The organism is Pseudomonas sp. NBRC 111139 (genome assembly GCF_001753955.1).
In the GTDB taxonomy this organism is placed as follows: Bacteria; Pseudomonadota; Gammaproteobacteria; order Pseudomonadales; family Pseudomonadaceae; genus Aquipseudomonas; species Aquipseudomonas alloputida.
The window spans coordinates 63099-88771 of sequence record NZ_BCBP01000017.1 but is presented as its reverse complement, the minus strand read 5'-3'; the positions used below and the strand labels follow the sequence as shown (position 1 = coordinate 88771).

Sequence of the window (25673 nt, the reverse complement as noted above, 5' to 3'; positions counted from 1 at the left end):
TCAACCTGTTCAGCAGTCAACGGGTCTCAGCGTTCGCTGGGCGGGGCCGTATCAAGGCCTACCCCAGTAACTGGCTCAGCACCGCCCGTAACTTGCCCGGTTTGACCGGTTTGTTCAGCAATGGCGCGCCTAGCTTCTGCAATGATCGCCGGCACTGGTCACTACGATCTGCGGTGATGATCACGGCAGGAATGGCACTGGCAAAGTGTTCGCGCAAGTGCCTGACCACCTCACATCCGACCACGCCGTGGTCCAGGTGAAAGTCCGCCAGGATCAGTTCCGGTGCCTGCCCCTGCAGCGCCAGCAAAGCCGCCTCCTGGTCGGTAGCGGTGACCACCTCGCAGCCCCACTGCCCAAGCAGAGCCCCCATGCTCTGGAGAATGCTCACTTCGTTATCCAACACCAACAAGCGGCGGCCCGGCAATGGATTGCCGGCACTTGGCTGCAGCAATGCCTGGTGAACGGCCTGCGGCAGCTGCTCGCCAATCGGGACCTCGATGCTGAACACCGAACCACGCCCCGGCCACGAACGTACCTCAATCCGGTAACCGAGAATCTTGGCGATCCGCTCGACGATGGCCAGCCCCAGGCCAACGCCCTTGCGATCCGCTGCGCGGCCAACGTCCAGCTGGTTGAACTCGAGAAATATGGCCTGCAGCCGATCCTGCGCTATGCCCCGCCCGGTATCCCACACCTCCAGCCGCAAATGACCACCGCGGCGCCTCGCCCCCAGCAAGATCCGGCCTTCGTCGGTGTAGCGGCAGGCGTTGCTGAGGAAGTTGCGCAGGATACGTGTCATCAGTCGCAGGTCAGTGCTGATGGCACAGTCCGGGATGCGCGCATGCAGCTTCAGGCCCGCCGCATCGGCCACTGAGCTGAACTCCGAGACCAGCGGCGCGAACAGCTCGTCCAGGCGGTACACGGCCACATCCGGCTTTACCGCCGCCTGGTCGAGCCGGGAAATGTCCAGCAGGTCGGTCAGCAGGTCTTCCGCGCCCTCCAGGGCCTGGTGGGTCCGCTCCACCAGCACATGCTCGGCCTCTGGCAATGGCCGCTCGCGCAAGGTCGAGATCAGCAAGCGGGCGGCGTTCAGCGGTTGCAGCAGGTCATGGCTGGCGGCGGCGAGGTATTTGTCCTTGCTGCGGTTGGCAGCTTCAGCAGCATCGCGCGCCTCCAGCAATTCATCGGTACGCGCAGCGACCCGTTGCTCCAGTTCGTCATTGAGCTGTTGCAGGCGTTGCTGGGCCAGCTTGCGTTCGGTGATGTCGGCAACGAACCCCTCCACCAGCCCTTCATGGCCGGGTTTTAGCAGCAGGTTCATGAGCACATCGAGATGGCTGCCGTCCTTGCGCCGCAAACGGGTTTCGTAGCCGTGCAGGCTGTGCTCACGGGCGAGCACCGCGGTAATGGCCTGTAACTCCTCGGCACCGCCGTCAAACAGGTTCGCGGCCAGGTCCGTCAGGGAAAACAGCACCGATTGCGGGTCGTCATAGCCGAGCATGCGCGCCAGCGCCGGGTTGGCGGCACGCATGCCGTCCTGAAGGCTGGCCTGGAAAATACCGTGCACGGCGTTTTCGAACAGCCATTTGTAACGGTTGCGTTCGGCTTCCAGTTCGTCCAGGCGGGCGGACAGCTCCGGGTAATGGCTTTTGCGCGCCGAGTGGTCACCCAGCCCCAGCAGCCCGGCCAACGCCCGCTGCTGCTCGTCAGAGGGCCTCGCCATAAACGACCTCGACATCACGCTGGCTCGACGCACGGGGGTTGGTGAGGATGCACGGGTCATCCATCGCATGTTGCGACAGGAACGGAATGTCCGCGGTGCGCACCCCGTGCAGGCCCAGGGTTTCATGGAAGCCGATGGCACGCTTCAGGGCAATCAGGTGCTCTACCAACCGACCGCAGATCTGCCGGTGATTGAGACCGCGGCAGTCGATACCAAACACTTCGGCGATCACTTTGAAACGCTCCGGCGCCGAGCTGTAGTTGAACGCCACCACGTGCTCCACCAGCACCGCGTTGCACAAGCCATGGGGCAAGTCGAGGAAGCCGCCCAGGCTGTGCGACATGGCGTGCACTGCGCCTAGGATCGCATTGGAGAACGCCAGCCCCGCCTGCATGCTGCCGAGCATGATCTTTTCACGCAGTGCAATATCGGTGGGGTTGGCGATCATCTCCACCAGGTTGCCATTGATCAGGCGCATGGCTTCCAGCGCATGGGGATCGGTCAGCGGCCCGTGGCCGGTAGACACGAAGGCCTCGATGGCATGCACCAACGCATCGATGCCGGTACAGGCCGACAGGAACGGGTCCATGCTCAGGGTGGTCTGCGGGTCGATCAGCGACACGTCCGGCACCACCGCCTTGCTGACGATGGAGAACTTCATGCGTTCCTGCTGGTTGGAAATGATCACGAACTGCGACACGTCCGCCGAGGTGCCGGCGGTGGTCGGAATCAGGATCAGCGGCGGGCTGGGCACGCGGATCATGTCCACGCCTTCGAATTCGAGGATGCTGCGCCCATGGGCAACCACGATACCGATGGCCTTGCCGCAATCCATCGGGCTGCCGCCACCGACGGCGACGATCACGTCACAGTGGTTCTGCCGATAGATTTCGGCGCCGAGCATCACCTCTTCGACCCGCGGGTTGGGTGACACCGCTGTGTACAGGCAGTAGTCGATACCCTGGGCCTGCAGGCTGGCCTCCACATCCGCCACCCAGCCGGCCGCGATCACGCCAGGGTCGCTGACCACCAGTACCTTGCGCGCACCGAAGGTTTTGGCGTAATTGGCCACATTGTGCCGGCAGCCGGCACCAAAGATGATTTCAGGCGATACGAACTTGCGAAGGGGGCTGAAACTCTGGCTCATTGGTAAGCCTGTTCTTATTGTTCTGGAAGATAACCGCCAGCGTAAAGCATCCCACCACGAAAGCAACCAGACCAAAGCGGGGCTACCGGTCATTCTATCCAGGATTTGGCGCGGGCCACCTCCAGAAACGCCAGTACGTCCTCTTCGAGCCCCGGTACATCGGGGAAGCGTTGTGCCAGGCGGTCGATGACCGTTGCCACGGTACTGTGGCCGTCCAGCAGCGCCAGGACCCAGCCGGCACTGGCATTGAGCTCGATGATGCCCCCGGCGTACAACAGCACGTGGCAAGCCTTCTGTGGCTCCCAGTCCAGGCGCAAGCCTCGCCCCAAGGCAAGGGCTTGCTGGCGATCAATCAGGTTCACAGGCACATGCTCCAGGAGGATCCGGCCACCGTGGCGATGGCCGGGCCGTCATCAACGGTTGGCGAAATACATCGTCACTTCGAAGCCAATGCGCAGGTCGGTATAGGCGGGTTTAGTCCACATAGGGCAAGTCCTCTTCTTGTGCCGGAGGATTCCGGTAGAAGCATTAATGCACGGGGGCGGACCGGACCGAATGCTACTTTGGAACGAGCTGGCGGGGTGCGTTGGTACGGGTAGGCCGTTACGTTTGCCGGCCTCTTCGCGGGCAAACCCGCGCCCACAGGTTCTGCACCGGTTCTGGAACCAGCGGTGAACCTGTGGGGGCGGGCGAGCCCGCGAAGGCCGCGACGCGGTTTAGAAGAAGCCCAGCGGATTGATGTCGTAGCTCACCAGCAAGTTCTTGGTCTGCTGATAATGGTCAAGCATCATCTTGTGGGTCTCACGGCCAACACCGGACTTCTTGTACCCCCCGAACGCCGCATGCGCCGGGTACAGGTGGTAGCAGTTGGTCCACACGCGCCCGGCCTTGATCCCGCGGCCCATGCGGTAGGCGCGGTTGATGTCGCGGGTCCACAGGCCGGCGCCCAGGCCGAATTCACTGTCGTTGGCGATCGCCAACGCTTCGGCTTCGTCCTTGAAGGTGGTCACGCCCACCACTGGCCCGAAGATTTCTTCCTGGAACACGCGCATCTTGTTGTTGCCCTTGAGCAGGGTTGGCTGAATGTAGTAACCGCTGGCCAGGTCACCCTGCAGCCGCTCGGCACCACCGCCGGTGAGCAGCTGCGCGCCCTCCTCCCGGGCAATTTCCAGGTACGAAAGGATCTTGTCGTACTGTTGCTCGGACGCCTGGGCACCCACCATGGTTTCGGTATCCAGCGGGTTGCCGCGGGTGATCTTGGCGATCTTCTTCATCACCTCGGCCATGAACGGTTCGTAGATCGACTCCTGGATCAGCGCCCGTGACGGGCAGGTGCACACCTCGCCCTGGTTGAAGAACGCCAGCACCAGGCCTTCGGCAGCCTTCTCGATAAACGCCGGCTCGGCCTGCATGATGTCTTCGAAGAAAATGTTCGGCGACTTGCCACCCAGTTCGACGGTGGACGGGATGATGTTCTCGGCCGCGCACTTCATGATGTGCGAGCCCACCGGGGTGGACCCGGTGAACGCGATCTTGGCAATGCGCTTGCTGGTGGCCAGCGCCTCGCCGGCCTCACGGCCAAAGCCCTGGACGATGTTCAGTACGCCTGCCGGCAACAGGTCGGCGATCAGTTCGGCAAAGACGGTAATCGACAGCGGCGTCTGCTCCGCGGGCTTGAGCACCACGCAGTTGCCAGCGGCCAAGGCCGGGGCGAGCTTCCAGGCGGCCATCAGCAGCGGGAAGTTCCACGGGATGATCTGCCCCACCACACCCAGCGGCTCGTGGATGTGATAAGCCACGGTACCTTCGTTGATTTCGCCTACGCCACCCTCCTGGGCGCGGATGCAACCGGCAAAATAGCGGAAGTGGTCCGCTGCCAGCGGCACGTCGGCATTCAAGGTTTCGCGTATGGCCTTGCCGTTGTCCCAGCTTTCGGTAACCGCCAGCACTTCCAGGTTCTGTTCGATGCGGTCGGCAATTTTCAGCAGTACCCGCGCACGGTCTTGCACCGAGGTCTTGCCCCAGGCTTCGGCGGCGGCATGCGCGGCGTCCAGGGCGCGCTCGACGTCCTGGGCCGTGGAGCGCGGGAATTCGGCAATCGGCTGGCCATTGACCGGCGAGCTGTTGGTGAAGTACTGGCCAGCCAACGGCTGCACGAACTCGCCACCGATGAAGTTGCCATAACGGGGTTTGAAGGATACGACGGCGCCTGGAGTTCCGGGTTGTGCGTAGATCATGCTGAGCCTCTGCGGGTCGGTGCCTGTCCCACGACAGGCGATGCACCGATGGTAAGAAGCCCCGCGTGCCGGGCGAATGCATCGTTGGCAGCGGGGCTCTCGTCATTTGGTAGTAGGCTCTGTACGAAAAGTCTTGAGACGCAGGTCAGGCAAGGCGAAAACAGCCGAGGAACGGCCGGGGTCGCGCCCGACTGTACTGGAGTACATGAGCATTCCGAGGCGGTTTTCAACGCAGCATGAACAAGTATCAAGGCTTTTCGTCAGAGCCTAGGGCCGCTTGCCACCGATCAGCGGCAACAAGCGGCAGTAGGCAGGCGTTATGGCTTGGCGCTTGCCGTTTGCTGCAACTGCTTGGGCAACTTGAAGGTCCAGAGCATGCCGCCCTGGTTGAAGTCCTTGACCCGTTTGGCCACTTCGCCGCCCCACAGCGGCACCGCGCCGCCCCAGCCGGAGACCACCGAAACGTATTGCTCGCCGTCCATTTCCCAGGTGACGGGCGAGCCAAGCACGCCTGAGCCGGTCTGGAATTCCCAGACCTTGTCGCCGGTCTTGGCGTTGAATGCCTGCAGGAAGCCCTCTGGCGTGCCCGTGAACACCAGGTTGCCCTTGGTGGTCAGCACACCGCCCCACAGCGGCGCGTAGTTCTTGTGGCGCCACACTTCCTTGCCGCTGATCGGGTCGATGGCGCGCAGCACGCCGATGTAGTCTTCATTGAGCGGCTTGATGGTGAAGCCGGCGCCGAGGAACGCCGCACCTTTCTTGTAGGCGATGCCTTCGTTCCAGATGTCCATGCCCCACTCGTTGGACGGCACGTAGAACAGCCCTGTGTCCTTGTTGTAGGCCATCGGCATCCAGTTCTTGGCGCCGAGGAAGGCCGGCGCGACGAACACCGAGCTGCCCTTGGCCTCGCTGCCGGGGGCACCCGGGCGGCTGGCGTCGTTGTAGATCGGCCGGCCGTCCTTGTCCAGGCCCGTGGCCCAGGTGATCTTGTCAACGAAGGGGAAGCCGCGGATGAACTTGCCGTTGGTGCGATCGAGCACGTAGAAGAAACCGTTGCGGTCGGCCGTGGCGGCAGCCTTGACCTCCTTGCCGCCGTCCTTGTAGTTGAACGAGATCAGCTCGTTGACGCCGTCGAAGTCCCAGCCGTCATGCGGCGTGCTCTGGAAGTGCCACTTGATGGTGCCGTCGTCAGGGTTCAGCGCCAGGCGTGAGGAGGAGTACAGGTTGTCACCGGGGCGCAGGTGCGAGTTCCACGGGGCCGGGTTACCGGTACCAAACAGGATCAGGTTGGTTTCCGGGTCGTAGTAACCACCCAGCCACGGCGCAGCGCCGCCGGTCTTCCACAGGTCGCCAGGCCAGGTCTTGCCCGCCTCACCGCCGGAAATACCGTTCTCGATCGCCTTGCCGTCCTTGTACACATAGCCCATGTGCCCTTCCACGGTGGGGCGCATCCACAGCAGCTCGCCGTTCTCCGGGTTGTACGCCTGGATCTTGCCCACCACGCCGAACTCGCCGCCGGCAACGCCAGTAATCAGCTTGCCATTGACGATCATCGGCGCGGCACTGATGGAGTAGCCTTCTTTGTGGTCGGCGACCTTCTTGCTCCAGACCACCTTGCCGGTGTCCTTGTTCAGGGCCACCAGCTTGGCGTCCAGCGTGCCGAAGAACACCAGGTTGCCGTACAGTGCGACGCCGCGGTTGATCACGTCGCAGCAAGGGCGGATGTCATCCGGCAGACGTGCATCGTATTGCCACAGTTTCTTGCCGGTGCGGGCATCCACGGCGAACACCCGCGAGTAGGAGCCGGTCAGGTACATCACCCCGTCCTTGATCAGCGGCTGGGCCTGCTGGCCGCGCTGCTTCTCCCCGCCGAAGGAAAACGCCCAGACCGGGCGCAGCTCCTTGACGTTATTGACGTTGAGCAGATCCAGCGGGCTGTAGCGCTGGCCCTGGACGCCCAGGCCATTGGTCACGATCTGCTGCGGGTTCTTCGGGTCCTGGAGGATTTCTTCATTGCTGACAGCGGCGTGCGCCGCGCCGGCAAGCAGCATGGCGCTGAGCACCAGGCTCACGGCGAACAAGGGGCGACGTGGGGATCGGGTCATGACGGCTACCTTTGGTTTTTTTGTTGTGCCCGGGAAAATTTCCCGGTGTGCCGGGAATTCTTGGTCCCGACCCGATTGCCAACAATTGCCCGCAGTGCGGAGTTTTCTAGTTCCTTGGTAGGGGCCTGAGCGATGGACGGGGGCAGCCATAGAGCGCGGCACGGACGGCGCGGGGGCTCACAGGCATCGAAATGTCATGGCAAGCGCTGCAACTGCTGGCGCTCGTAACGCGGGTACAGGTGGCTGACACTGCGGATCAGCTCATAACGCGTCAGGCTGATCCCGGCAAACCGTTCGGGAATGGGGCTGCGGATCATCTCAGCCATGTCGTCACCGCGCGCCGCGCCATCACGCATCAGGCCATCGAGCCAGCCCAGGTAGTCACGCATCTGCACGAACGGCTGCGCATCACTGGCCAAGGGGCCATGCCCGGGTACAAGCTGTTTCCAGGGCAGTGCCTGCAGGGTATCCAGGTCCTTGAGCCACACGTCCAGCCCCGGGCTGTTGGGCGTGGTCAGGGCGCGTTCGTAGAACACCAGATCGCCGGCAAACAGCACGCCGGTCTTTTCATCGAAAATCGCCAGGTCGGCCCCCGTATGCCCGCCCAGGCCCAGCAACCTCAGGCGGTGCCCACCCACCTCATGCACGCCCGGCTGCAGCAGCCGGGTCGGCAGCACCACCTCGGTACCGCGCATCCAGTCGCCGACCAGGCGATACATGTTCTCGGCCATGGCATCGCCTTGCTGGCGCAGCAGGTCGCGGGTGCCGGCCAGGGCACCGATCGGCACATCGGCAAAGGCTTGGTTGCCCAGCACATGGTCAGGATGATGATGGGTCAGCAGCACCTCCACTACCGGCTTGTCGGTGAGGGTGGCAATTGCCTTGCGCAATGCCTCGCCATAGCCCTTCGACGGCCCGCTGTCGATCACCACCACACCGCTGTCGGTGACGATGAACGCGGTGTTGACCACATTGCCGCCATTGGCCTTGGCGAAATTGTCGGTGCTGCCTTCCAGCAACCAGGTGCCCTCGGCGATCTGCCGGGGGGTAAGCCGGTACGTCAGATCAGCCTGGGCCGGCAGCCCCAGGCACAGCAGCAACAGCAGGATCCAACGCATGACGGTGCCTCGGTTCAGGGTGAAATCAGACAACGCGCTCAGGGCAGCGCCGCCTCGAACTGGTTGCCGCTGTTGTCCTGCAACAGCAGCCGTGTTGGCCCCGGGCCCTGAATGTCAAAGCCCAGGTTGGGGTTTTCGCTGACCGCCGGGTACAGCTCCAGGCTGGCCAGGCGCTGGCCATCTGCACCTTGCAACTCGGCATGGTTGAGAAAGAATTCAGGAATGCCGCTGACCAGGCCGTTATCCATCGGGTGGGCCACCTGCAGGCGCAGGCGGCTGCTGTCGCCACGCGGGTAGCGCCCGCCCAGCACCTCCCCGAGGTGCTCCTCCCAGCCGGGCTGGGTGCGCACCACGCTGGGTGCGGTACAACCGCCGCCGGCAGCATCGATCAGGGTCGAACCAACGTGCCACAGGCCATCGCGTGTCAGTACGGCGGCGCGCAACGGTGTGGCCTGTTCGATGCGGATGCGGATCGACAACCAGGGCAATACGCGCTCGCCGGGCTGAAAGTCGACGATGCGCGGCAGAGGGTTCAGTTCTGCCCAGGCGATAATCCGCACCACATCGCCCGTGAACGCCCGGGCGTCGATCTCCAGCGGTACCTGCCGTGCATCCTCGGCAAAGGGCGGCGCCAGAAGCTTGACCCGGTCATCGAAGACGAACGCGGCCTGGCCCAGCAACTGCTTGTGGTAGAAGTCCCACATCACAGAAGGCACCGGGTCTGTGTGGGTGCCTTGTGTCGCAGCCTGGGCGGCCCAGGGCATCCAGCAGGCCAGTAGGAAAGTTGCTTGCCAGTTCATGGCCACTCCTATTGATACATCTCCGGGACCTCGTAACGCAGGCCGTATGCGGCATACATCGCCTTGAGCCGGCCATCGCGAATCATCGCTTCCATGGCCTCCTCCACGGCATAGGCCAGCTGCCGGTTGCTTTCATGTACGGCCATGCCGATTTCCCAGGCCTGTTTGCCAAGGTTCGGGTAGGCGTTTTCTGCCAGGGCCAGTTGCGGGTCGGCGGCCTGGTGCAGCTGCCAGTCAACCTCGCCGCGCATCGCCATCACTGCGTCCACCTGGCCGGCCTGCATGGCAGCGAAAGCTTGCTGCACGCTGGGGTAATGGTGGGTCCTGGCGCTGAGCATGCCGTTGAACACCGATGTCAGGTAGAACGACGGCACGCTGTCCACCTCGACCCCGATAGGATGCTGCTGGAATACCGCGACACTGGCCACCGAGGCCAGGCGACGGCGATCGTAGGCCACCTGCCAACGCTCCTGCTGATAGGGGCCGAACATCACCACCTGGGCGTTTTCCAGCTCCCCCAGCTCGTTGCGCCGCTGCGCGTAGGCGCGATCGTAAGGCACCCGCATCATCAGGTCGGCCAATTGCTGATGACGCAGCGGGCTGCCACGCCAGATGTAGTCGCGCAGGTCATCGTCGAGCTTTTCTCCGGGTGGCGCCCAGATCAGTTGCAGGCGTACCCCCAAGGCCGTGGCCAGGGCCTGCGCCAGCTCCACATCGACACCACGCGGCTGGCCGTGGTCCTGGAAACTGTAGGGGGCGAAATCCTTGTACACTGCCACCTTGAGCTCGCCGGCGGCGATGATCGCGTCATAGTTGCGCACCTGCGCCTGGGCCGCCGCGCAACACAGCAGCAGGCCACTCAACAGCACCGCCCACAGACGCATGGCCGTCACTCCTCGACGTGCACGCTGTCGAGGTAGGTGCGCACCGCCCACAGGGCTTCCTGGCTGAGGTAGTCGGCCATCTTCGGCATGTACACGCGGCCGTCGCGAACCGCGCCGTGGCGTACCCGCTCGACGAACCATTCATCGCCGGCATCACCCGCATCGAGCATGCGCAAGTCAGGGGCGATACCACCCGACTTGGCCTCCAGGCCATGACAGGCAGCGCAGTTCTGGTTGTAGGCCGAGGCGCCGATTTCCACGGCCTTTTCGTGCTCGGGCGAGCTGCGGTACGGGTTGACCGCGGCCCAGCCGTCGCCGTCCAGGCTCACGCCAGTGTCCTTGATCGGGGTCAGGCCCTTGGTCTCCACTGCCTGGGGCACCACGTTGCCATGGGCCCAGGCTGTACCGGTCAGCACGGCTGCGGCCAGCAACCCAGCAGCAAGCAACACATTGCATTTTGTTGTCATTGTTATGCCCTCACCTTTGCACACAAAGCCTCAACCACAGAGGCCGTGCCGCCATCTTAGAAACAGCCCGCGGGCGGCCGAATGCTGCTTTGGTGGCCGGGCCTTAATCCCTTGGTAGTAGGGCTTGTGGCGAAGGGCCAATTGAGGTGCCGTGCGGGAACTATTCCCGGCAAGGGCGGGACTTTTTCCGTATCCCGCGATGGCCGCTGCGCCCCACCCTGTGCAGGCCAAAACCTCCACTGGGAACTGCAACCATGACAATAAGATCGCTACCCGCCCTTTCCCCGCTGGCCCTGAGCGTGCGCGTCCTGCTGATAGCCGGTAGCCTGGCCCTGGGCAATGTGGCAACAGCGGCCAGCACACCCGCTGCACCTGCCGGCAAGAACGTCACCTGGGAAGACATCGCCAATGACCACCTGACCACCCAGGACGTGCTGCAGTACGGCATGGGCACCAATGCCCAGCGCTGGAGCCCGCTGGCCCAGGTCAATGACAAGAACGTGTTCAAGCTGACCCCGGCCTGGTCCTACTCCTTCGGCGACGAGAAGCAGCGCGGCCAGGAATCCCAGGCCATCGTCAGCGATGGCGTGGTCTACGTCACCGGCTCGTACTCACGGGTATTCGCCCTCGATGCCAAGACCGGCAAACGCCTGTGGACCTACAACCACCGCCTGCCCGACAACATTCGTCCCTGCTGCGACGTGGTCAACCGCGGGGCGGCGATCTACGGCGACAAGATCTACTTTGGCACCCTCGATGCGCGTGTCATCGCCCTCGACAAGCGCACCGGCAAAGTGGTGTGGAACAAGAAGTTCGGCGACCACAGCGCCGGCTACACCATGACCGGTGCGCCAGTGCTGATCAAGGACAAGACCAGCGGCAAGGTGCTGCTGATCCACGGCAGCTCCGGCGATGAATTCGGCGTGGTCGGCCAGCTGTTCGCGCGCGACCCGGACACCGGTGAAGAAGTGTGGATGCGGCCCTTCGTCGAGGGCCACATGGGCCGCCTGAACGGCAAGGACAGCACCCCGACCGGTGACGTCAAGGCGCCGTCCTGGCCAGACGACCCAACCACCGAAACCGGCAAGGTCGAAGCCTGGAGCCACGGCGGCGGAGCCCCTTGGCAAAGCGCGAGCTTCGACCCCGAGACCAACACCATCATTGTCGGCGCTGGCAACCCCGGCCCTTGGAATACCTGGGCGCGCACGTCGAAAGACGGCAACCCGCATGACTTCGACAGCCTGTACACCTCCGGCCAGGTCGGCGTCGACCCGAGTACCGGCGAGGTCAAGTGGTTCTACCAGCACACCCCCAACGATGCCTGGGACTTCTCCGGCAACAACGAGCTGGTGCTGTTCGACTACAAGGACAAGAACGGCAACGTGGTCAAGGCCACCGCCCACGCCGACCGCAACGGCTTCTTCTATGTGGTCGACCGCAACAACGGCAAGCTGCAGAACGCCTTCCCCTTCGTCGACAACATCACCTGGGCCAGCCATATCGACCTGAAGACCGGCCGCCCGGTGGAAAACCCCGGCCAACGCCCGGCCAAGCCGCTGCCGGGTGAAACCAAGGGCAAGCCGGTGGAAGTCTCGCCACCGTTCCTGGGCGGCAAGAACTGGAACCCCATGGCCTACAGCCAGGACACCGGGCTGTTCTACATCCCCGGCAACCAGTGGAAAGAGGAATACTGGACCGAGGAAGTGAACTACAAGAAGGGCTCGGCTTATCTGGGCATGGGCTTCCGTATCAAGCGCATGTACGACGACCACGTCGGCACGTTGCGCGCCATGGACCCGACCACCGGCAAGCTGGTCTGGGAACACAAGGAGCACCTGCCGTTATGGGCCGGGGTGTTGGCGACCAAGGGCAACCTGGTGTTCACCGGTACCGGCGACGGCTTCTTCAAGGCCTTCGACGCCAAGACGGGCAAAGAGCTGTGGAAGTTCCAGACCGGCAGCGGCATCGTCTCGCCGCCCATCACCTGGGAACAGGACGGCGAGCAGTACATCGGCGTGACCGTGGGCTACGGCGGTGCAGTACCACTGTGGGGCGGCGACATGGCCGAGCTGACCAAACCGGTGGCTCAGGGTGGTTCGTTCTGGGTGTTCAAGATCCCGAGCTGGGACAACAAGACTGCACAGCGTTGACCTGCAGCGGGGAGCGGCCTGCGCCCCTCCCCGTTTCTGCCCTTCTCCTGCCCAGAGGCTTTTGCCATGAATTACCTGCCCTTTACCTTGCTGCTGGCGCTATACCCTGCCTTGGCAGTGAGCGCCGACGACGCCGGCAACGATACCCCCTTGACCATCAACGGCTGTGTGATTGCCGAAGCCAGCCAGTGCCCGGGGGCCAACCTGCGCGGCGCCAACCTGGCCAACCAGGACCTACGCAAGATGAACCTGGCCGGTGCCGACCTGCGCGATGCCGACCTGCGTCATGCCCAGCTGGACCTGGCAAATCTGGAAAAAGCCCGCCTGCAAGGTGCCAACCTGACCCGCGCCAGCCTGCAACAGAGCAATCTGCGCCTGGCTGACCTGAGCAACAGCAGGCTGGTGGCCATTCAAGGCTGGGGCTTGTTCGCCCAGGGTGCACAGTTTGAAAAGGCGGACCTGCGCGCAGCCTACCTGCAGTTCGCCAGGCTGTCCGGGGCAAAGCTGCAGCAGGCCAACTTGCAGGCGGCGGACCTGGAGATGGCCTGGTTGAGCAAGGCCGACCTGCAAGCGGCCAACCTGGGCGATGCCAACCTGCAGGAGGCCAAGTTTGGCCAGAGCAACCTGGCACACGCCGATTTGCGCGGGGCGCGGCAGCATTACGGGAATTTTCAGGAGGCCAACATGGAGGGGTGCAAGGGGTGCCCTGAAACCTGGGACAAATGAGCGGCCTGTAGGCGCGGGTTCACCCGCGAAAGGGCCGGGCCTGCTGGCCAATTTCCACCCGCCGTTCACTGTTGCTGCCGCTACCGTATTCGCGGGTAAACCCGCTCCTACGCCTGATTCGGGGGTGGACACATGTCGGGGGCTGGACACATTCCGTTGTGCGCGGAGGGCTGCGACGCAGCCCCAACAGGTGCAATGAAATACCTCACCCCGCCACCCGCACCACCCCCAGGTCAATCCCCAGATGCACCAGCTCGGCATGCGAGCTGACCTGCAACTTGCTCTTGAGCAAGGTCAGGTGGTTGGACACAGTCTTGGCACTGATACACAACTGCTCGGCAATCACCCGCGCCGGGGTACCCTTGGCCAGCATCGTGAATATCTCCAGTTCGCGCTGGGTCATGCGCTGCAACCGGGGGTCACTGGTGCTTTGCTGTGACAGGCAAGCCAGCTGGGTGGCCAGGGGCTGCTCGATGTAGGCATGCCCGGCCAACACCCGCTGTACCGCCTCGATCAGCACCTCGGGCGCCGAGTTCTTGGTCAGGTAACCCGAAGCCCCCGCATCCAGCGCCTGGCGCACCAGCGGCAGTTCATCGTGCATGCTGAAAAACAGCACCCGCAACTGCGGCAGGCGCTGGCGCAGGCGGCGGGTGGTTTCCAGGCCACTGATACCGGGCAGGCCAAAGTCCATGATCACCAGGTTGGGCACCTGCTCCTGTACCCTGGCCAGCGCCTCTTCACCACTGGCGGCCTCACGCACCTGCACCAATGGCAGCACCGCCCGCAGCAAGCTGGCGTAGCCCTGGCGGACCACGGCGTGGTCATCGACCAACACGATATTCATCGCACCTCCTCGGGAATGTTAAGGGCCAGCGCCCAGCCACCGCCCGGGCGGCTGAAAATGCGTAACTCCCCCCCAAGGCTGCGGGCGCGCTCGGCCATCGAGTGCAGGCCTACCCCTGGGCGCTGGGGCTGGCACCCGCCGCAGCCGTTGTCGCGAATGAACAGGCGCAAGCCCTTGGTACTGCGCTGCAGGCGCACCCGCACCTGGCTGGCACCGGCATGCCGGGCGACGTTGGTCAACGCCTCCTGCAGCAAGCGGTACAAATGCGTTCTGCTCGCCCCAGGCAGCGCCGGCAAGTGCTCGCCAACCCGCAGCCGGCATTCGATGCCCTGGCTGGCCTGCCACTGGCTCACCAACAGCCCGAAGGCCTCGGCCAACGGCATGTAGTGCAGCGCCACCGGATACAAGTTGTGCACCAGCGCGCGAAAACCCTGCTGCAGGCGCTCACAATTGAATTCAAGGGCCTGCGCCGTCTGCGTCACCACTTCAGGCTGTTCGGCCACCATACGCAGCAGGCATAGCTGGGCACGTATGCCTGCCAGGTATTGCCCCAGATCATCGTGCAGGGTCTGCGCCAACTGGGTACGTTCCTGCTCCTGCACCGCCAGCAGGGCCTGGGTCAGGTGGGCATTGTCGGCCTGAGCCTGCTCCAGGGTTGCGGCCATGCGGTTGAAGTGTTTGGCCAGCTGGCGCGCTTCCGGCAGGCCGGCTTCGCGCAGGCGTGCCGTCAATTGCCCGCCTGAGACCTGGTGCAAGGCGCCCAGCAGCTCATCCAGCAGGCCCATGGCCCGCCGTACCGCCCAGCGGATGGTCAACAAGCTCAGCAACAACGCCAGGCCACAAACGACAAGCAGTTGTTGCAGGGAGTCCCAGACTTCATCGATTTCATCCCGCGCATCCACGGCAATCAACACGCGACGGCCATCACTCAAGTCCAGCAGCCGGCTGCTGTGGTAGCGCTCGCCGAACAACTGGCGGCCGAGCCAGGCATCCATACCGGCCTCTTGCGGCAGCCTTGGCACCTCACCTGCTGCCAGCCAATGCACCCGCACATGGCGCAGGCTCTTGGTCAAGCCGGGCTGCAGGTTTGCCGGGTCGCGTTCGGCGGTGTCGCCCAGGTATGCCACCACGGCTTCGGCTGACTGCAACTCACGCTCGACGTCGGCCACCGCCTGGTGCAACAGCACCCCGGCACAAGCCAGCGTCACCAAGGCGAAGCATAACGTGACCCAGAGGTTGACTCGCCACAGGGCCGACAAGTTGACAAGGCGCACAAGCGGTTCTCCTCAGGCCGTTGTGGACCATCGTAAAACTGCGGCCTGCGCACTGAATTACTACCTTGGTACCGGCCGAGCGCTACTTTCTGCATATTCCCCCCTCCTGGCAGGCTTCCTATGCTGGCGCCATCTGCCGTGGAGTGTGTTATGCGCCAGCCTGCCCACCTTGCCTTGACCTGCCTGCTGGCCTTGGCCGCAACGCTGGCTACGCCCCAGGCGCCCGCCGCTCAGGGCCAGGCCGCAGCCCCGCTGCACATACGCATCGGCTACCTGGGCTATCGCCCCGCCGCTGGCCCGCTGCTGTCCAATGTCATTCCCGAACCCGGCGATGCCGGGCTCCAAGGTGCCGAACTGGCCATTGTCGACAGCAACAGCACCGGGCGCTTCCTGAAGCAGCAATTTCAGCTGACCAGCGCCAAAGTCGACAGCCCCGAGGCCCTGCTGCAAGCCGCCAGGGCCCAGCATGAACAAGGCCTGCGCCTGTTCGTGGTGAATGCCCCGGCCGCCAGCCTGCGCGCGCTGTCTGCCGCCCTGCCCGACAGCCTGCTGTTCAACGCCGGCAGCCCCGACGACAGCCTGCGCAGCAGCCAGTGCCTGGGCAATGTCCTGCACAGCCTGCCGAGCCGGGCCATGCTGGCCGATGCCTTGGCGCAGTTTCTGGTGCTGCGCAAATGGCAACGGGCATTGCTGGTGGTCGGCCAGACCCCGGACGACCAGGCTTACGCCGCTGCCCTGCGGCGGTCGGTGAAGCGCTTTGGCGTGCAACTGGTCGCGGAAAAAACCTGGACCTTCGATAACGACCAGCGCCGCAGCGCCCAGGCCGACATGCCGCTGTTCACCCAGACTGCCGAGTACGATGTGGTACTGGTGGCCGACGAACGCGGTGACTTCGGCGAGTACCTGCCCTACCAGACGTGGTATCCACGCCCGGTGGCCGGTACCCAGGGCCTGACCCCCACGGGCTGGCACAAGACGGTGGAAACCTTCGGGGCGGCGCAGTTGCAAAAACGCTTCGAGGCCCAGGCCGGGCGCTGGATGAATGACCGTGACTTCGCCGCCTGGATGGCTGTGCGCAGTGTCGCCAGTGCGGCCAGCAAGCTGCGCCTGGCCGAACCGCGCGCGCTGCAGCAACTGCTGCTCAGCGAGCAGTTGCCGCTGGACGGTTTCAAGGGGCGCAAGCTCAGTTACCGCCCGTGGAACGGCGAACTGCGCCAGCCGATCCCGTTGGTTCAGCCCCGCGCCCTGGTCAGCACCTCGCCGCAGGAGGGCTTCCTGCATCCCTTCAACGAAATGGACAGCCTGGGCTATGACAAGCCCGAAGTGACGTGTAGCTACCCCTGACCCGACAACCACAACAATAAGGAATCCGCCATGCGCCGCCCCCTCTTCCACCGGGCCCTGATTTACCCCAGCCTGCTGTCGGGCGCCCTGGCGCTGGCCAGCAGTCACGCCATGGCTGCCACCGCCTGGGTCTCCAACGAGAAGGACAACAGCCTCAGCCTGATCGACATGCAAACGCTGGAAGTCACCGAAACCCTGCCGGTGGGCCAGCGCCCGCGTGGCTTGCTGCTGTCACACGACAGCAAGCTGCTGTACATCTGCGCCAGCGATTCGGACCGGGTGCAGGTGATGGACGTGGCCACACGCAAGATCATCAAGGAGCTGCCTTCCGGCAAGGACCCCGAGCAGTTCGCCCTGCACCCCAACGACCGCTGGCTGTATGTGTCCAACGAGGACGATGCGCTGGTGACAGTGATCGACACCGTCACCGACAAGGTGCTCGGGCAGATCGAAGTCGGCATCGAACCCGAAGGCATGGCGGTCAGCCCTGACGGCAAGTGGGCGGTCAACACCAGTGAAACCACCAACATGCTGCACTGGATCGACACCAGCACCCAGACCCTGGCCGACAGCACGCTGGTCGACCAGCGCCCGCGCTTCGTCGAGTTCAGCAAAGACGGTTCGCGCCTGTGGGCCTCGGCAGAAATCGGCGGCACGGTGACCATACTTGACGTGGCCACGCGCCAGGTGCTGAAAACCCTGAATTTCCAGATCAAGGGCGTGCACCCGGACAAAGTCCAGCCAGTGGGCATCAAGCTCAGCGCCGATGGCAAGTACGCCTTCGTCGCCTTGGGCCCGGCCAACCACGTGGCGGTGATCGATGCCAAGACCTTTGATGTGCTCGACTACCTGCTGGTCGGGCGGCGGGTCTGGCAGCTGGCATTCACCCCGGACCAGCGCCAGTTGCTGGCCACCAACGGTGTCAGCGGTGACGTTTCGGTCATCGATGTGAAGCAGCTCAAAGTGCTCAAGTCGGTGAAAGTCGGGCGCTACCCCTGGGGCGTGGTGGTGACACCATGAATGCCCTCGACGTCAGTGACGTGAGCTTTGCCTATGGCCAGCGCGAGGCACTCAGGCAGGTCGGTTTCAGCCTGGCACCTGGGCGCTTCGCCGCATTGCTGGGCCCCAATGGTGCCGGCAAGTCGACCTTGATCGCCCTGCTCACGCGCCTGTACGACCTGCAGCATGGCGACATCCGCGTGTGCGGCTGCTCATTACGCAACGCTGCACGCCCGGCCTTGCGCCAGCTGGGCGTAGTGTTTCAGCAAAGCACCCTGGACCTGGACCTGAGCGTTGAGCAGAACCTGCGCTACCACGCCGCCTTGCATGGCCTGTCGCGGCGTCAGAGCCACCTGCGGGTCGAAGCCGAACTGGCCCGCCAAGGCCTTGGCGAACGCCGGCGCGATCGTGTGCGTGAGCTGAACATCGGCCATCGGCGGCGGGTGGAAATTGCTCGGGCGCTGCTGCATGAACCGCGCCTGCTGCTGCTGGACGAAGCCAGCGTCGGCCTCGACCCGGCCAGCCGCCTGGCGCTTAACCAGCACCTGCGCCGGTTGTGCCGCGAGCAGCAGCTCAGTGTGCTGTGGGCCACTCACCTGCTGGACGAAGTGCAGCCCAGCGATGATTTGTTGATTCTGCATCAGGGGCGCCTGGTGGCCAGTGGCACCGCCGATGCGCTGAGCCTTGAGCACGGCGGTGACCTCGATCACGCCTTTGCCCGCTTGACCAACGCCCCCTCAGGAGCCAACGCCCGATGAACGCTTACTGGCAATGTTTCAACGGCATCATGCTGCGCGAATGGCTGCGCTTCGTGCTGCAGCGTACACGCCTGCTCAGCGCGCTGGTGCGCCCGCTGCTGTGGTTGCTGGTGTTCGCTGCCGGCTTTCGCGCAGCGCTGGGCATTGCCATCATCGAGCCCTACGACACCTACATCCCCTACGAGGTGTACATCATCCCCGGCCTGGCCTGCATGATTCTGCTGTTCAACGGCATGCAGGGCTCGCTGTCGATGGTCTACGACCGCGAGATGGGCAGCATGCGCGTGTTGCTGACCAGCCCGCTGCCACGCCCGTTCCTGCTGGGCAGCAAACTGCTGGCAACTTCATTGATTTCACTGCTGCAAGTCTATGCCTTCCTCACCATCGCCTGGTTATACGGGGTACAGCCACCGGCTGCAGGCCTGCTGATGGCGCTGCCAGCGTTGCTGCTGGTGGCCTTCATGCTCAGTGCCTTGGGGCTATTGCTGTCGAACGCCATCCGCCAGCTGGAGAACTTCGCCGGGGTGATGAACTTCGTGATCTTCCCGCTGTTCTTCCTGTCGTCGGCGCTGTACCCGTTGTGGAAAATGCGCGAGGCCAGCCAGTGGTTGTACTGGCTGTGTGCTGTGAACCCGTTCACCCATGCCGTAGAGCTGGTGCGGTTTGCACTTTATGAGCGGTTGAACCTGCTGGCGCTGGCGGTGTGCCTGGGCTTGACCGGGCTGTTCACCCTGCTGGCGATCCTCACCTTCAACCCCCAGCATGCAGCGCTGCGCAAGCCGCGCTGAAACCTGGCGTGCAACGCGTGTGGGAGCAGCCTTGTGTCGCGATTGGGCCGCAAAGCGGCCCCTAGATTTCAGCTGCACCGCACACATTGCCGGGGCTGCTGCGCAGCCCTTTCGCGACACAAGGCCGCTCCCACACCTTGGGCGTCTCCCTGCCTTCAGGCGCCCGGCCATCTACTACTTTAGTACTGCATTTACTGTCTATCGTCGCATTCACAAAGCACCGCCACTGGCATGTAATGAGTCCATAACAAAAAGGAAAAACCTCCATGCCACGTGCCCTGCCCCGGCTGCCACGCCCTTTGCTGGCGGTACTTTCGCTGAGCCTGACGCTAGGCATTGCCCAGGCTGACACGGCGCCGCTGTTCTCCGCCGACGGCTATCGCAGCACGCACTATCGCAGCCCGACCCCGCAACAGGTCGAAGGCGGCCAGGTCGTCGACACCGCCACTTTGCAAAGCCTGCTGGGCCAGACGCCCAGGCCGGTGCTGATCGACGTCTATCGCCGCCAATGGCTGCAAGGTCGTTTCATCGAAGACGAACCACACAGCAACCTCCCCGGCAGCCTGTGGCTGGCCAACACTGGCGATGGCGAACTGAGCCCGGCATGGCAGGACTACTTCGTGCGTAACCTGCAAAAAGCCACGGCCGGGCACCCGGACCAACCACTGGTCTTTTACTGCCGCTCCGATTGCTGGTTAAGCTGGAACGCGGTAAAACGCGCGAAAGCCTTGGGCTATAACAACCTGTATTGGTACCGCGACGGCCTGGATGCATGGCAGCAAGCCAACCTGCCATTGCAGCCGGCACAACCGGTGCCGTTCCCCTGAAATGCCTGTGTATGCGTGCCCCGCTCCATCCAATAAAAACAAGGTGAAAAGGCCATGTACAAAATTCTGATTGCCGACGATCACCCCCTGTTTCGCGAAGCCATCCACAATGTCATCAGCGATGGTTTCCAGGGCAGCGAGGTCATGGAGACCGCCGACCTTGAAAGCGCCCTGGCCCTGACCCAGGCGCATGACGACCTCGACCTGATCCTGCTCGACCTGAACATGCCCGGCATGCACGGCCTCAATGGCCTGATCACCCTGCGCAACGAGGCGCCGACCACGCCGGTGGTCATCGTTTCGGCCGAGCAGGAAAAGCAGATCGTGCTGCAGGCCATTACCTACGGTGCCGTGGGCTTCATCACCAAGTCGTCGCCACGCTCACAGATGATCGAAGCGATCGAGCAGATCCTCAATGGCAATGTCTACCTGCCGCCAGACATCATCCGCGCGCAAAAAAGCAGTACCAGCCGGCGCCATAACGATGCCCCGAGCTTCCCGCCGGAAATGCTCCAGGCCCTGACCCGCAAGCAACTGCTGGTGCTCGAGCGCATGACCAAAGGCGAATCGAACAAGCAGATCGCCTACACGCTGGACATCGCCGAAACCACAGTCAAGGCCCACGTTTCGGCGATCTTGCGCAAACTCAATGTGCACAACCGGGTACAAGCCATCCTCAGTGCTGGCGATATCGATTTTGCTGATTATCTGCGCCGTTGACCTGTTCCGGCCGCTTCGCGGGTAAACCCGCGAAGCGGCCAACCGCTATGCCACGCCACTGGCCAGCAGATGGCTCATCGCCGTCTTGAGTTTCATCGGCCTTACGGGCTTGTGCATCAGCGTGTGACCCAGCTCGCGGATCTGCTGTTTGAGATCGTTGCTGTAGTTGGCCGTGATCATCAGCGCCGGTAGCGGCTGGGCGCGGCGGGCATTGATCCGCGCTACGGCGTCGACACCATTGCAGTCATTGTCCAGGTGGTAGTCGGCAATCAGCAGGTCGGCCTCGGCGTGGTAGTTGTCCACCTGGCGCGCCAGGTCTTCCTCCGACAGCGCAGTGACCACCCGGCAGCCCCAACCTTCCAGCAAGGTGCGCATGCCCGCGCAAATCGCCGCATCGTTATCCAGTACCCACACCCGCGCCCCGCGCAGGCGTTCGAGCATTGGCTCGCAGATCGCCTGGCTCGGCTGGGCCTTGGGTGCAGTGGCGCTCAGCGGCACCTCGACAGCGAACACCGAGCCTTTGCCCAGCCATGACCGCACGCGGATCCGGTGGCCGAGGATGCCGGCGATCTTCTCCACGATTGCCAGGCCCAGGCCCAGCCCACGGTCCTGGTCCGGGCGCTGCACATCACCCCGTTTGAACTCCAGGAACATGTCTTCCAGGTGTTCTTCGGCAATGCCGATGCCGCTGTCCCACACTTCAATCCGCACGCCACCGCGCTGGCGCCGACACCCCAGCACCACGCGCCCGCTGCGGGTGTAGCGGATAGCATTGCTGAGCAGGTTGCGCAGGATGCGCGCCAGCAGCTGGATGTCACTGCGCACGACGGCAGAACACCCCACAAAATGCAGCTCTAACCCTTCGCTACGCGCCACCTGGGCGTATTCGGCAGCCAGGTTGTCCATCAGTTCGTGGAGGGCAAACGGGGCGACATCGGCCTTGATCACCCCGGCATCGAGCTTGGAAATATCCACCAGGGTACCCAACAGGTTTTCCACATCCTCCAGTGAATTGCTGACATTTCGCACCAGGTGGGCAGCGTTTTGCGGTTCGTCGCGCTCAAGCAATGCACTGGTGAACAGCCGCGCCGCGTTCAGCGGTTGCAGCAAGTCATGGCTGACCGCAGCCAGGAACTTGGTTTTCGACAGGTTGGCCTGCTCGGCCTCGCGCTTGGCCTCGCGCAGACGCGACTCGGCCTGGCTGCGCTCTTCGATTTCGCGCAGCAACTGGTCGTTGAGGCTGGTCAGTTCGGCAGTGCGCTCGCGCACCCGTTGCTCCAGGTGTTGATACGCCTGGTGCAACGCCTGTGCGGTGTTGCGGCGCTCGGTGATGTCGCGGATCAGCACGAAGATACCCACCACTTCGCCACTGGCCAGGCGGTTCGGCACGTAGGAGCGCAGCATGTAGCGTTCCTGGCCGTTGATATTGGTCTCGGCGAACTCGAACGTTACGCTCTCCCCCGCCAGCGCCCGCGCCACGTAGCCTTCCAGGCGCTGGTAATGCTGCTCGCTGTGGGCCTCGCGCAGGCTCTGGCCCAGCATCACGCCATGCGGCCAGCAATACCACTCCTCGTAAACCTTGTTGGTGAATTCGTAGACCAGATCGGCGTTCAGGTAGGCGATCAGCGCCGGGACGTTGTCGGTAATCAGGCGAATCTGGTGCTGATGGGCCGTCTCAGCCCGCTGCCGGGCCTCGCTGAGCAGGCGGTTGACGGCCTTGAGCTCGGCCATGGCCTGGTTCAACGCATCGGTGCGTTCGCGCACCTGCTCGGCCAGCACCACTGAATGCTGGAACGCGGCGTATGGGTCGTTGCCCCGGGTCACGCCCGATTCGATGCGCTCGATCAGTGCGTCATTGATGCGCTGCAGCTTGTGGTTCTGGTGCTGCAGCCGGGTCAGCTCGGCCTGCAGTTCAGCGACCGACAGGAGGCCGGTTGCGGGCAATGGCGACCCCGGTGAAGGTCTGGTTGATGTGCATGCCATTGAACTGTTCTCCGTAGGTGTTGAAGCCGATCACCCGTTGCTCGCGCAGGAACGCGCCGACCGGCTCCAGGCCGTGGTGGGCCTCCAGTTCCAGCCGCCGCAGGAAACAATCACAACCGATGGTCAGCAGCAACGGTCCGAGACGCTGGTGCAGGCCATCGAACAGCTGGTGCAGGTTCGGCAACAGCGGGCCCGGGGTCATGGCCGTGAGCACGATGCCGTTCTCCACCGCGCAGTAGAAGCTCAAGCTGAGGTCAGGGTGCATTTGCTGGATCGCCCGCACGTAGTACTGATCATGAATGCGCACGGCCAGCGGGTGGGCGGCGAACACCCGGTGATCGAGCGCAGCCACGGGCACACCGATGTGGCGGGCATATTCCTCGGCCGCCGGCTCGGCATTCAGTTCGAAAACCCGGCGCTGGGCGCTGTCGGCACCGGTGACCACCAGCTTTTCCTGGCGCGGCAGGATGTGATGCGTGGTGAACACTTCGAAGTCGAGCCAGGTGTTGACCAGCACCACCACGGCTGCACCGTTGTGGAATGTACCGCCGTAATACACATGGGTGCGGTTCAGGTAGTTGTCGTCACCGGCCGAGCCGCCGAAGTGCGGGATATCCCCCAGTGCTGCGCTGAGTGCGGCAAGCACCATCTCCTCGCGGCTGGACAAGCCATCGAGCAGCGTGAGTGCAAAGCTGTGGCCCTTGATTGGCGCCAGGGTATTGCTGCGGCAGGTGCCGACCAGCCGCTCGACCATCTGCTGCGCGTCGATCAGGCTGAAGCGCTCCATCTCATCGATCAACGCGGTGGCGATCGAAAAGTGCCGGTGATCGAAGCCCACCGCCGTCACGCAATTGCGGCCGTAGCCCAGCGGGGTGATTTCACCGGCGCTGGTGCAGCCGACCAGGCGTATGCCGCCAAAGTCTTGTTCCAACGCTTCGCCCAAAGCCTGCAAGTCGTATTCGGCGGAGCAGAAGAACAGCACGAACCCCAGGTGCGGGTGCAGCAACTGCCGCGCCAGGTCCTGAGCGGCCAGCCGTGCGTCGGTAGCCTGCGACATGGCACTGACCACACCGTCGTTATGAGCCTGCTGCATCGTGGTCTCCGGCACGGGGTGGCTGAATGATCAGTTTAAGGAGGTGGTGGTGGGTGACGAATGCTACTTGGGTAGCGGGTGGGCGGTTCCATGGGCGTAAAAGACCGTGTCATTCGGGGCCGCCTTGCGGCCCCGGCCGCTTACCAGGTCAACACCGCGCCCACCGCAAAGGTATCGGTGTCTTCGTTCTGCGCACTGGTGTCATGCCCGTCGATGGAAAACTGGTTGTACTCGGCCACCAGTTTCAGGTTGTCGTTAATGTCATGGAACAGCGCTACACCCCGGGTCTCGTAGTCCGCGCCGCTGCCAACCGCACCGTTGCCATCGTCCTTAGTCTTGCCATAGGACAGCGCCACGCGGTTCTTGCCGAACTTGTACGAGCCCTGCAGCAGGTAGCCATCACTGTCGACATTGCGCAAAACCGGTTCGCCGGCATTGTTGGTGAAGAACGGGTTGATGCCTTTGGCCTGGAACCCCGAGCCGGTCAGCGACCAGCCGCCCATCTTTGCCTGCACCCCGTAACCCACCCCCTTGGAAGTGATCGTTTCTACCGTGGAGTCAGTATTGTCCGAGGTCTGGTAACTGCCGTTGACCCAGCTGTAGATCTGCGCCCCACCCAGGTCGAACTGGTAGGTGATCTCGCTCTCGGTGCGTGGGTTTTCCTGGTAGGCCTTTCCGGTCGGGCTGCTGTCGTTGGTGTCCACCGGGTCCATGATGCCCACCGCCACCCGCAGGCCCTCCATCACGGGCGTACGGTAGGTGATCTGTGAGGTAGGGAACGGGTATGGGTAGCCGCTGCCAATGTTGCCGAACGACACCCCGCCGCCGTCCACCAGCCCCAGGGTGTCGCTGACCTGGCCATAGCCGGCCAGCAGTTCGTCGAGCAGGATGTTGGAGCGGGCGAACAGCCCGAAGTCCTTGCCGATCAGCACCTCGCCCCACTCGGGGTTGGCCACCGTGCCGTAAAACTGGCGCACGTCGATGGCGGTGTCGGTGCCGTTGGTTTCACTGTCGTTGATGGTTACCCAGAACGAGGCACGCGCGCCGAGCTTCAGGTCATCCACCTGCTTGCCCATGTTGAAGCCAAGGTAGTTGGGCAAGAAGCCCATCTTCACCCGCGACTGGCGGCGGTCAAACTGCTCGCCCTCACGGTCGACCTCGCTATTGACGTAGAAGGCATTGATATAACCATCGGTAGAGAACGTCGTCTGGTCCTTGTCGTACAGCATGATCTCGGCTTCGGCGACGCTGCTCAGGCCAAGCGCAGAAAAGCTGGCGATGGCGGCTGCGAGAAAACGAGGCGGCAGGTGCTTATTGTTGTTGTGCATGGCGCGCTCCAAACGGGGACGGGATGTCGGAGGCGATTATCAGAAGTGGGCAAATTGCCAGAAACGCTGCTTTGGCGTGGGGTGGCGAGTGCTTTGGGGCGGGAGGGTGTGGCCCGGTGATTTGGTCCCGGTACCTGCTTGGGTCTGGGTTCGAGACTTAGGACTTAGACATGAGTGGTAGGCAGGTATCAGTACCGCTGCATGAGCGGGTTAGTACGGTCAATTGCAGGCATGGCTGTGTTGAAGATGCGCGGGGGATGGCACCGGCATTGCCGGTGTTCGCGGCTAAAGCCGCTCCTACAGATGCCGTGCAAGACCCGAAGGTTGCGAGCGTCCTGTGGGAGCGGGTTTACCCGCG

The 25673-nt window shown here is 63.5% G+C and carries 23 protein-coding genes; 8 read left to right on the top strand and 15 right to left on the bottom strand.

Annotated features, from left to right (window positions below):
- Window positions 1–58: 58 nt before the first annotated feature.
- The 10 genes from BJQ17_RS03110 to pedF all read right to left on the bottom strand — a co-directional run bounded on the left by BJQ17_RS03110 (window position 59) and on the right by pedF (window position 10481).
- Window positions 59–1723, bottom strand: a complete 1665-nt coding sequence (locus BJQ17_RS03110; protein ID WP_003254084.1) for a NahK/ErcS family hybrid sensor histidine kinase/response regulator — start codon at window positions 1721–1723, stop codon at window positions 59–61.
- Entirely contained in the window at window positions 1707–2870 is a 1164-nt protein-coding gene (gene ercA / locus BJQ17_RS03105) for an alcohol dehydrogenase-like regulatory protein ErcA (RefSeq protein WP_003254086.1), read from the bottom strand. Before ercA ends, BJQ17_RS03110 begins: the two co-directional genes overlap by 17 nt.
- An 89-nt stretch (window positions 2871–2959) precedes the next feature.
- A complete protein-coding gene (pqqD, locus tag BJQ17_RS03100; protein WP_003254087.1) occupies window positions 2960–3232 on the bottom strand; it encodes a pyrroloquinoline quinone biosynthesis peptide chaperone PqqD in 273 nt (90 codons plus the stop codon).
- Between the two features lie 51 nt (window positions 3233–3283).
- Entirely contained in the window at window positions 3284–3355 is a 72-nt protein-coding gene (gene pqqA / locus BJQ17_RS29610) for a pyrroloquinoline quinone precursor peptide PqqA (RefSeq protein WP_003243383.1), read from the bottom strand.
- 231 nt (window positions 3356–3586) lie between these two features.
- Window positions 3587–5107, bottom strand: a complete 1521-nt coding sequence (locus BJQ17_RS03095; RefSeq protein ID WP_003254088.1) for an aldehyde dehydrogenase family protein — start codon at window positions 5105–5107, stop codon at window positions 3587–3589.
- A 317-nt stretch (window positions 5108–5424) separates the two neighbouring features.
- Window positions 5425–7212 carry a PQQ-dependent alcohol dehydrogenase PedH gene (gene pedH, locus BJQ17_RS03090; RefSeq protein ID WP_003254089.1) on the bottom strand — a complete coding sequence of 596 codons (1788 nt, stop codon included), beginning with the start codon at window positions 7210–7212 and terminating at the stop codon, window positions 5425–5427.
- Between the two features lie 194 nt (window positions 7213–7406).
- Window positions 7407–8330, bottom strand: a complete 924-nt coding sequence (locus BJQ17_RS03085; protein ID WP_070095503.1) for a quinoprotein relay system zinc metallohydrolase 1 — start codon at window positions 8328–8330, stop codon at window positions 7407–7409.
- Window positions 8331–8368: 38 nt separating this feature from the next.
- Window positions 8369–9130: a quinoprotein dehydrogenase-associated SoxYZ-like carrier gene (locus tag BJQ17_RS03080; protein WP_060538204.1), complete on the bottom strand. Its 762-nt coding sequence runs from the start codon at window positions 9128–9130 to the stop codon at window positions 8369–8371.
- A gap of 8 nt (window positions 9131–9138) precedes the next feature.
- On the bottom strand, window positions 9139–10014 hold the full coding sequence (locus tag BJQ17_RS03075) for an ABC transporter substrate-binding protein (protein WP_012052781.1): 876 nt from the start codon (window positions 10012–10014) through the stop codon (window positions 9139–9141).
- A gap of 5 nt (window positions 10015–10019) precedes the next feature.
- On the bottom strand, window positions 10020–10481 hold the full coding sequence (gene pedF / locus BJQ17_RS03070) for a cytochrome c-550 PedF (RefSeq protein ID WP_014860448.1): 462 nt from the start codon (window positions 10479–10481) through the stop codon (window positions 10020–10022).
- 254 nt (window positions 10482–10735) lie between these two features.
- Here pedF and exaA point away from each other — a divergent pair, with 254 nt between their 5' ends.
- The gene (gene exaA / locus BJQ17_RS03065; RefSeq protein WP_012052783.1) at window positions 10736–12631 is read left to right on the top strand and encodes a quinoprotein ethanol dehydrogenase; all 1896 of its coding nucleotides are present in this window, start codon (window positions 10736–10738) and stop codon (window positions 12629–12631) included.
- Between the two features lie 66 nt (window positions 12632–12697).
- Entirely contained in the window at window positions 12698–13357 is a 660-nt protein-coding gene (locus tag BJQ17_RS03060; RefSeq protein WP_070095502.1) for a pentapeptide repeat-containing protein, read from the top strand.
- A 205-nt stretch (window positions 13358–13562) separates the two neighbouring features.
- Here BJQ17_RS03060 and BJQ17_RS03055 read toward each other — a convergent pair whose 3' ends face one another.
- Window positions 13563–14201 carry a response regulator transcription factor gene (locus tag BJQ17_RS03055; protein WP_003254098.1) on the bottom strand — a complete coding sequence of 213 codons (639 nt, stop codon included), beginning with the start codon at window positions 14199–14201 and terminating at the stop codon, window positions 13563–13565.
- Window positions 14198–15475 (bottom strand): histidine kinase, encoded by a 1278-nt coding sequence (locus BJQ17_RS03050; RefSeq protein ID WP_070095501.1) that lies wholly within the window; start codon window positions 15473–15475, stop codon window positions 14198–14200. The genes BJQ17_RS03055 and BJQ17_RS03050 overlap by 4 nt, the downstream gene beginning before the upstream one ends.
- Window positions 15476–15625: 150 nt before the next feature.
- On the opposite strand from BJQ17_RS03050, the gene BJQ17_RS03045 reads away from it, so the two are divergent.
- The 6 genes from BJQ17_RS03045 to BJQ17_RS03020 all read left to right on the top strand — a co-directional run bounded on the left by BJQ17_RS03045 (window position 15626) and on the right by BJQ17_RS03020 (window position 20911).
- On the top strand, window positions 15626–16819 hold the full coding sequence (locus BJQ17_RS03045) for an ABC transporter substrate-binding protein (RefSeq protein ID WP_003254101.1): 1194 nt from the start codon (window positions 15626–15628) through the stop codon (window positions 16817–16819).
- A gap of 30 nt (window positions 16820–16849) precedes the next feature.
- Window positions 16850–17839 (top strand): YVTN family beta-propeller repeat protein, encoded by a 990-nt coding sequence (locus BJQ17_RS03040; RefSeq protein WP_054888204.1) that lies wholly within the window; start codon window positions 16850–16852, stop codon window positions 17837–17839.
- Window positions 17836–18576, top strand: coding sequence for an ABC transporter ATP-binding protein (locus tag BJQ17_RS03035; protein ID WP_003254104.1), 741 nt, complete (start codon window positions 17836–17838; stop codon window positions 18574–18576). Before BJQ17_RS03040 ends, BJQ17_RS03035 begins: the two co-directional genes overlap by 4 nt.
- Window positions 18573–19364, top strand: coding sequence for an ABC transporter permease (locus tag BJQ17_RS03030; protein ID WP_003254106.1), 792 nt, complete (start codon window positions 18573–18575; stop codon window positions 19362–19364). The genes BJQ17_RS03035 and BJQ17_RS03030 overlap by 4 nt, the downstream gene beginning before the upstream one ends.
- Before the next feature lie 266 nt (window positions 19365–19630).
- A complete protein-coding gene (locus BJQ17_RS03025; protein WP_003254107.1) occupies window positions 19631–20191 on the top strand; it encodes a PQQ-dependent catabolism-associated CXXCW motif protein in 561 nt (186 codons plus the stop codon).
- A 54-nt stretch (window positions 20192–20245) separates the two neighbouring features.
- A complete protein-coding gene (locus BJQ17_RS03020) occupies window positions 20246–20911 on the top strand; it encodes a response regulator transcription factor (RefSeq protein WP_003254108.1) in 666 nt (221 codons plus the stop codon).
- A gap of 45 nt (window positions 20912–20956) precedes the next feature.
- Here the strand turns inward: BJQ17_RS03020 and BJQ17_RS03015 are convergent, their stop codons facing one another.
- The 3 genes from BJQ17_RS03015 to BJQ17_RS03005 all read right to left on the bottom strand — a co-directional run bounded on the left by BJQ17_RS03015 (window position 20957) and on the right by BJQ17_RS03005 (window position 25315).
- On the bottom strand, window positions 20957–22855 hold the full coding sequence (locus BJQ17_RS03015) for a NahK/ErcS family hybrid sensor histidine kinase/response regulator (RefSeq protein ID WP_014860443.1): 1899 nt from the start codon (window positions 22853–22855) through the stop codon (window positions 20957–20959).
- On the bottom strand, window positions 22824–23987 hold the full coding sequence (nosP, locus tag BJQ17_RS03010; RefSeq protein WP_003254110.1) for a nitric oxide-sensing protein NosP: 1164 nt from the start codon (window positions 23985–23987) through the stop codon (window positions 22824–22826). The genes BJQ17_RS03015 and nosP overlap by 32 nt, the downstream gene beginning before the upstream one ends.
- A 140-nt stretch (window positions 23988–24127) precedes the next feature.
- A complete protein-coding gene (locus BJQ17_RS03005) occupies window positions 24128–25315 on the bottom strand; it encodes a porin (RefSeq protein ID WP_010953581.1) in 1188 nt (395 codons plus the stop codon).
- Window positions 25316–25673: the final 358 nt, after the last annotated feature.

Coding starts and splice junctions, on each gene's coding strand:
- pedF (WP_014860448.1), bottom strand. CDS start 10,481: ATGACAACAAAATGCAATGTGTTGCTTGCTGCTGGGTTGCTGGCCGCA.
- BJQ17_RS03055 (WP_003254098.1), bottom strand. CDS start 14,201: ATGAATATCGTGTTGGTCGATGACCACGCCGTGGTCCGCCAGGGCTAC.
- BJQ17_RS03095 (WP_003254088.1), bottom strand. CDS start 5,107: ATGATCTACGCACAACCCGGAACTCCAGGCGCCGTCGTATCCTTCAAA.
- BJQ17_RS03025 (WP_003254107.1), top strand. CDS start 19,631: ATGCCACGTGCCCTGCCCCGGCTGCCACGCCCTTTGCTGGCGGTACTT.
- BJQ17_RS03060 (WP_070095502.1), top strand. CDS start 12,698: ATGAATTACCTGCCCTTTACCTTGCTGCTGGCGCTATACCCTGCCTTG.
- BJQ17_RS03075 (WP_012052781.1), bottom strand. CDS start 10,014: ATGCGTCTGTGGGCGGTGCTGTTGAGTGGCCTGCTGCTGTGTTGCGCG.
- BJQ17_RS03005 (WP_010953581.1), bottom strand. CDS start 25,315: ATGCACAACAACAATAAGCACCTGCCGCCTCGTTTTCTCGCAGCCGCC.
- exaA (WP_012052783.1), top strand. CDS start 10,736: ATGACAATAAGATCGCTACCCGCCCTTTCCCCGCTGGCCCTGAGCGTG.
- BJQ17_RS03085 (WP_070095503.1), bottom strand. CDS start 8,330: ATGCGTTGGATCCTGCTGTTGCTGCTGTGCCTGGGGCTGCCGGCCCAG.
- pedH (WP_003254089.1), bottom strand. CDS start 7,212: ATGACCCGATCCCCACGTCGCCCCTTGTTCGCCGTGAGCCTGGTGCTC.
- ercA (WP_003254086.1), bottom strand. CDS start 2,870: ATGAGCCAGAGTTTCAGCCCCCTTCGCAAGTTCGTATCGCCTGAAATC.
- BJQ17_RS03045 (WP_003254101.1), top strand. CDS start 15,626: ATGCGCCAGCCTGCCCACCTTGCCTTGACCTGCCTGCTGGCCTTGGCC.
- nosP (WP_003254110.1), bottom strand. CDS start 23,987: ATGCAGCAGGCTCATAACGACGGTGTGGTCAGTGCCATGTCGCAGGCT.
- BJQ17_RS03020 (WP_003254108.1), top strand. CDS start 20,246: ATGTACAAAATTCTGATTGCCGACGATCACCCCCTGTTTCGCGAAGCC.
- BJQ17_RS03080 (WP_060538204.1), bottom strand. CDS start 9,130: ATGAACTGGCAAGCAACTTTCCTACTGGCCTGCTGGATGCCCTGGGCC.
- BJQ17_RS03030 (WP_003254106.1), top strand. CDS start 18,573: ATGAACGCTTACTGGCAATGTTTCAACGGCATCATGCTGCGCGAATGG.
- BJQ17_RS03035 (WP_003254104.1), top strand. CDS start 17,836: ATGAATGCCCTCGACGTCAGTGACGTGAGCTTTGCCTATGGCCAGCGC.
- BJQ17_RS03040 (WP_054888204.1), top strand. CDS start 16,850: ATGCGCCGCCCCCTCTTCCACCGGGCCCTGATTTACCCCAGCCTGCTG.
- BJQ17_RS03110 (WP_003254084.1), bottom strand. CDS start 1,723: ATGGCGAGGCCCTCTGACGAGCAGCAGCGGGCGTTGGCCGGGCTGCTG.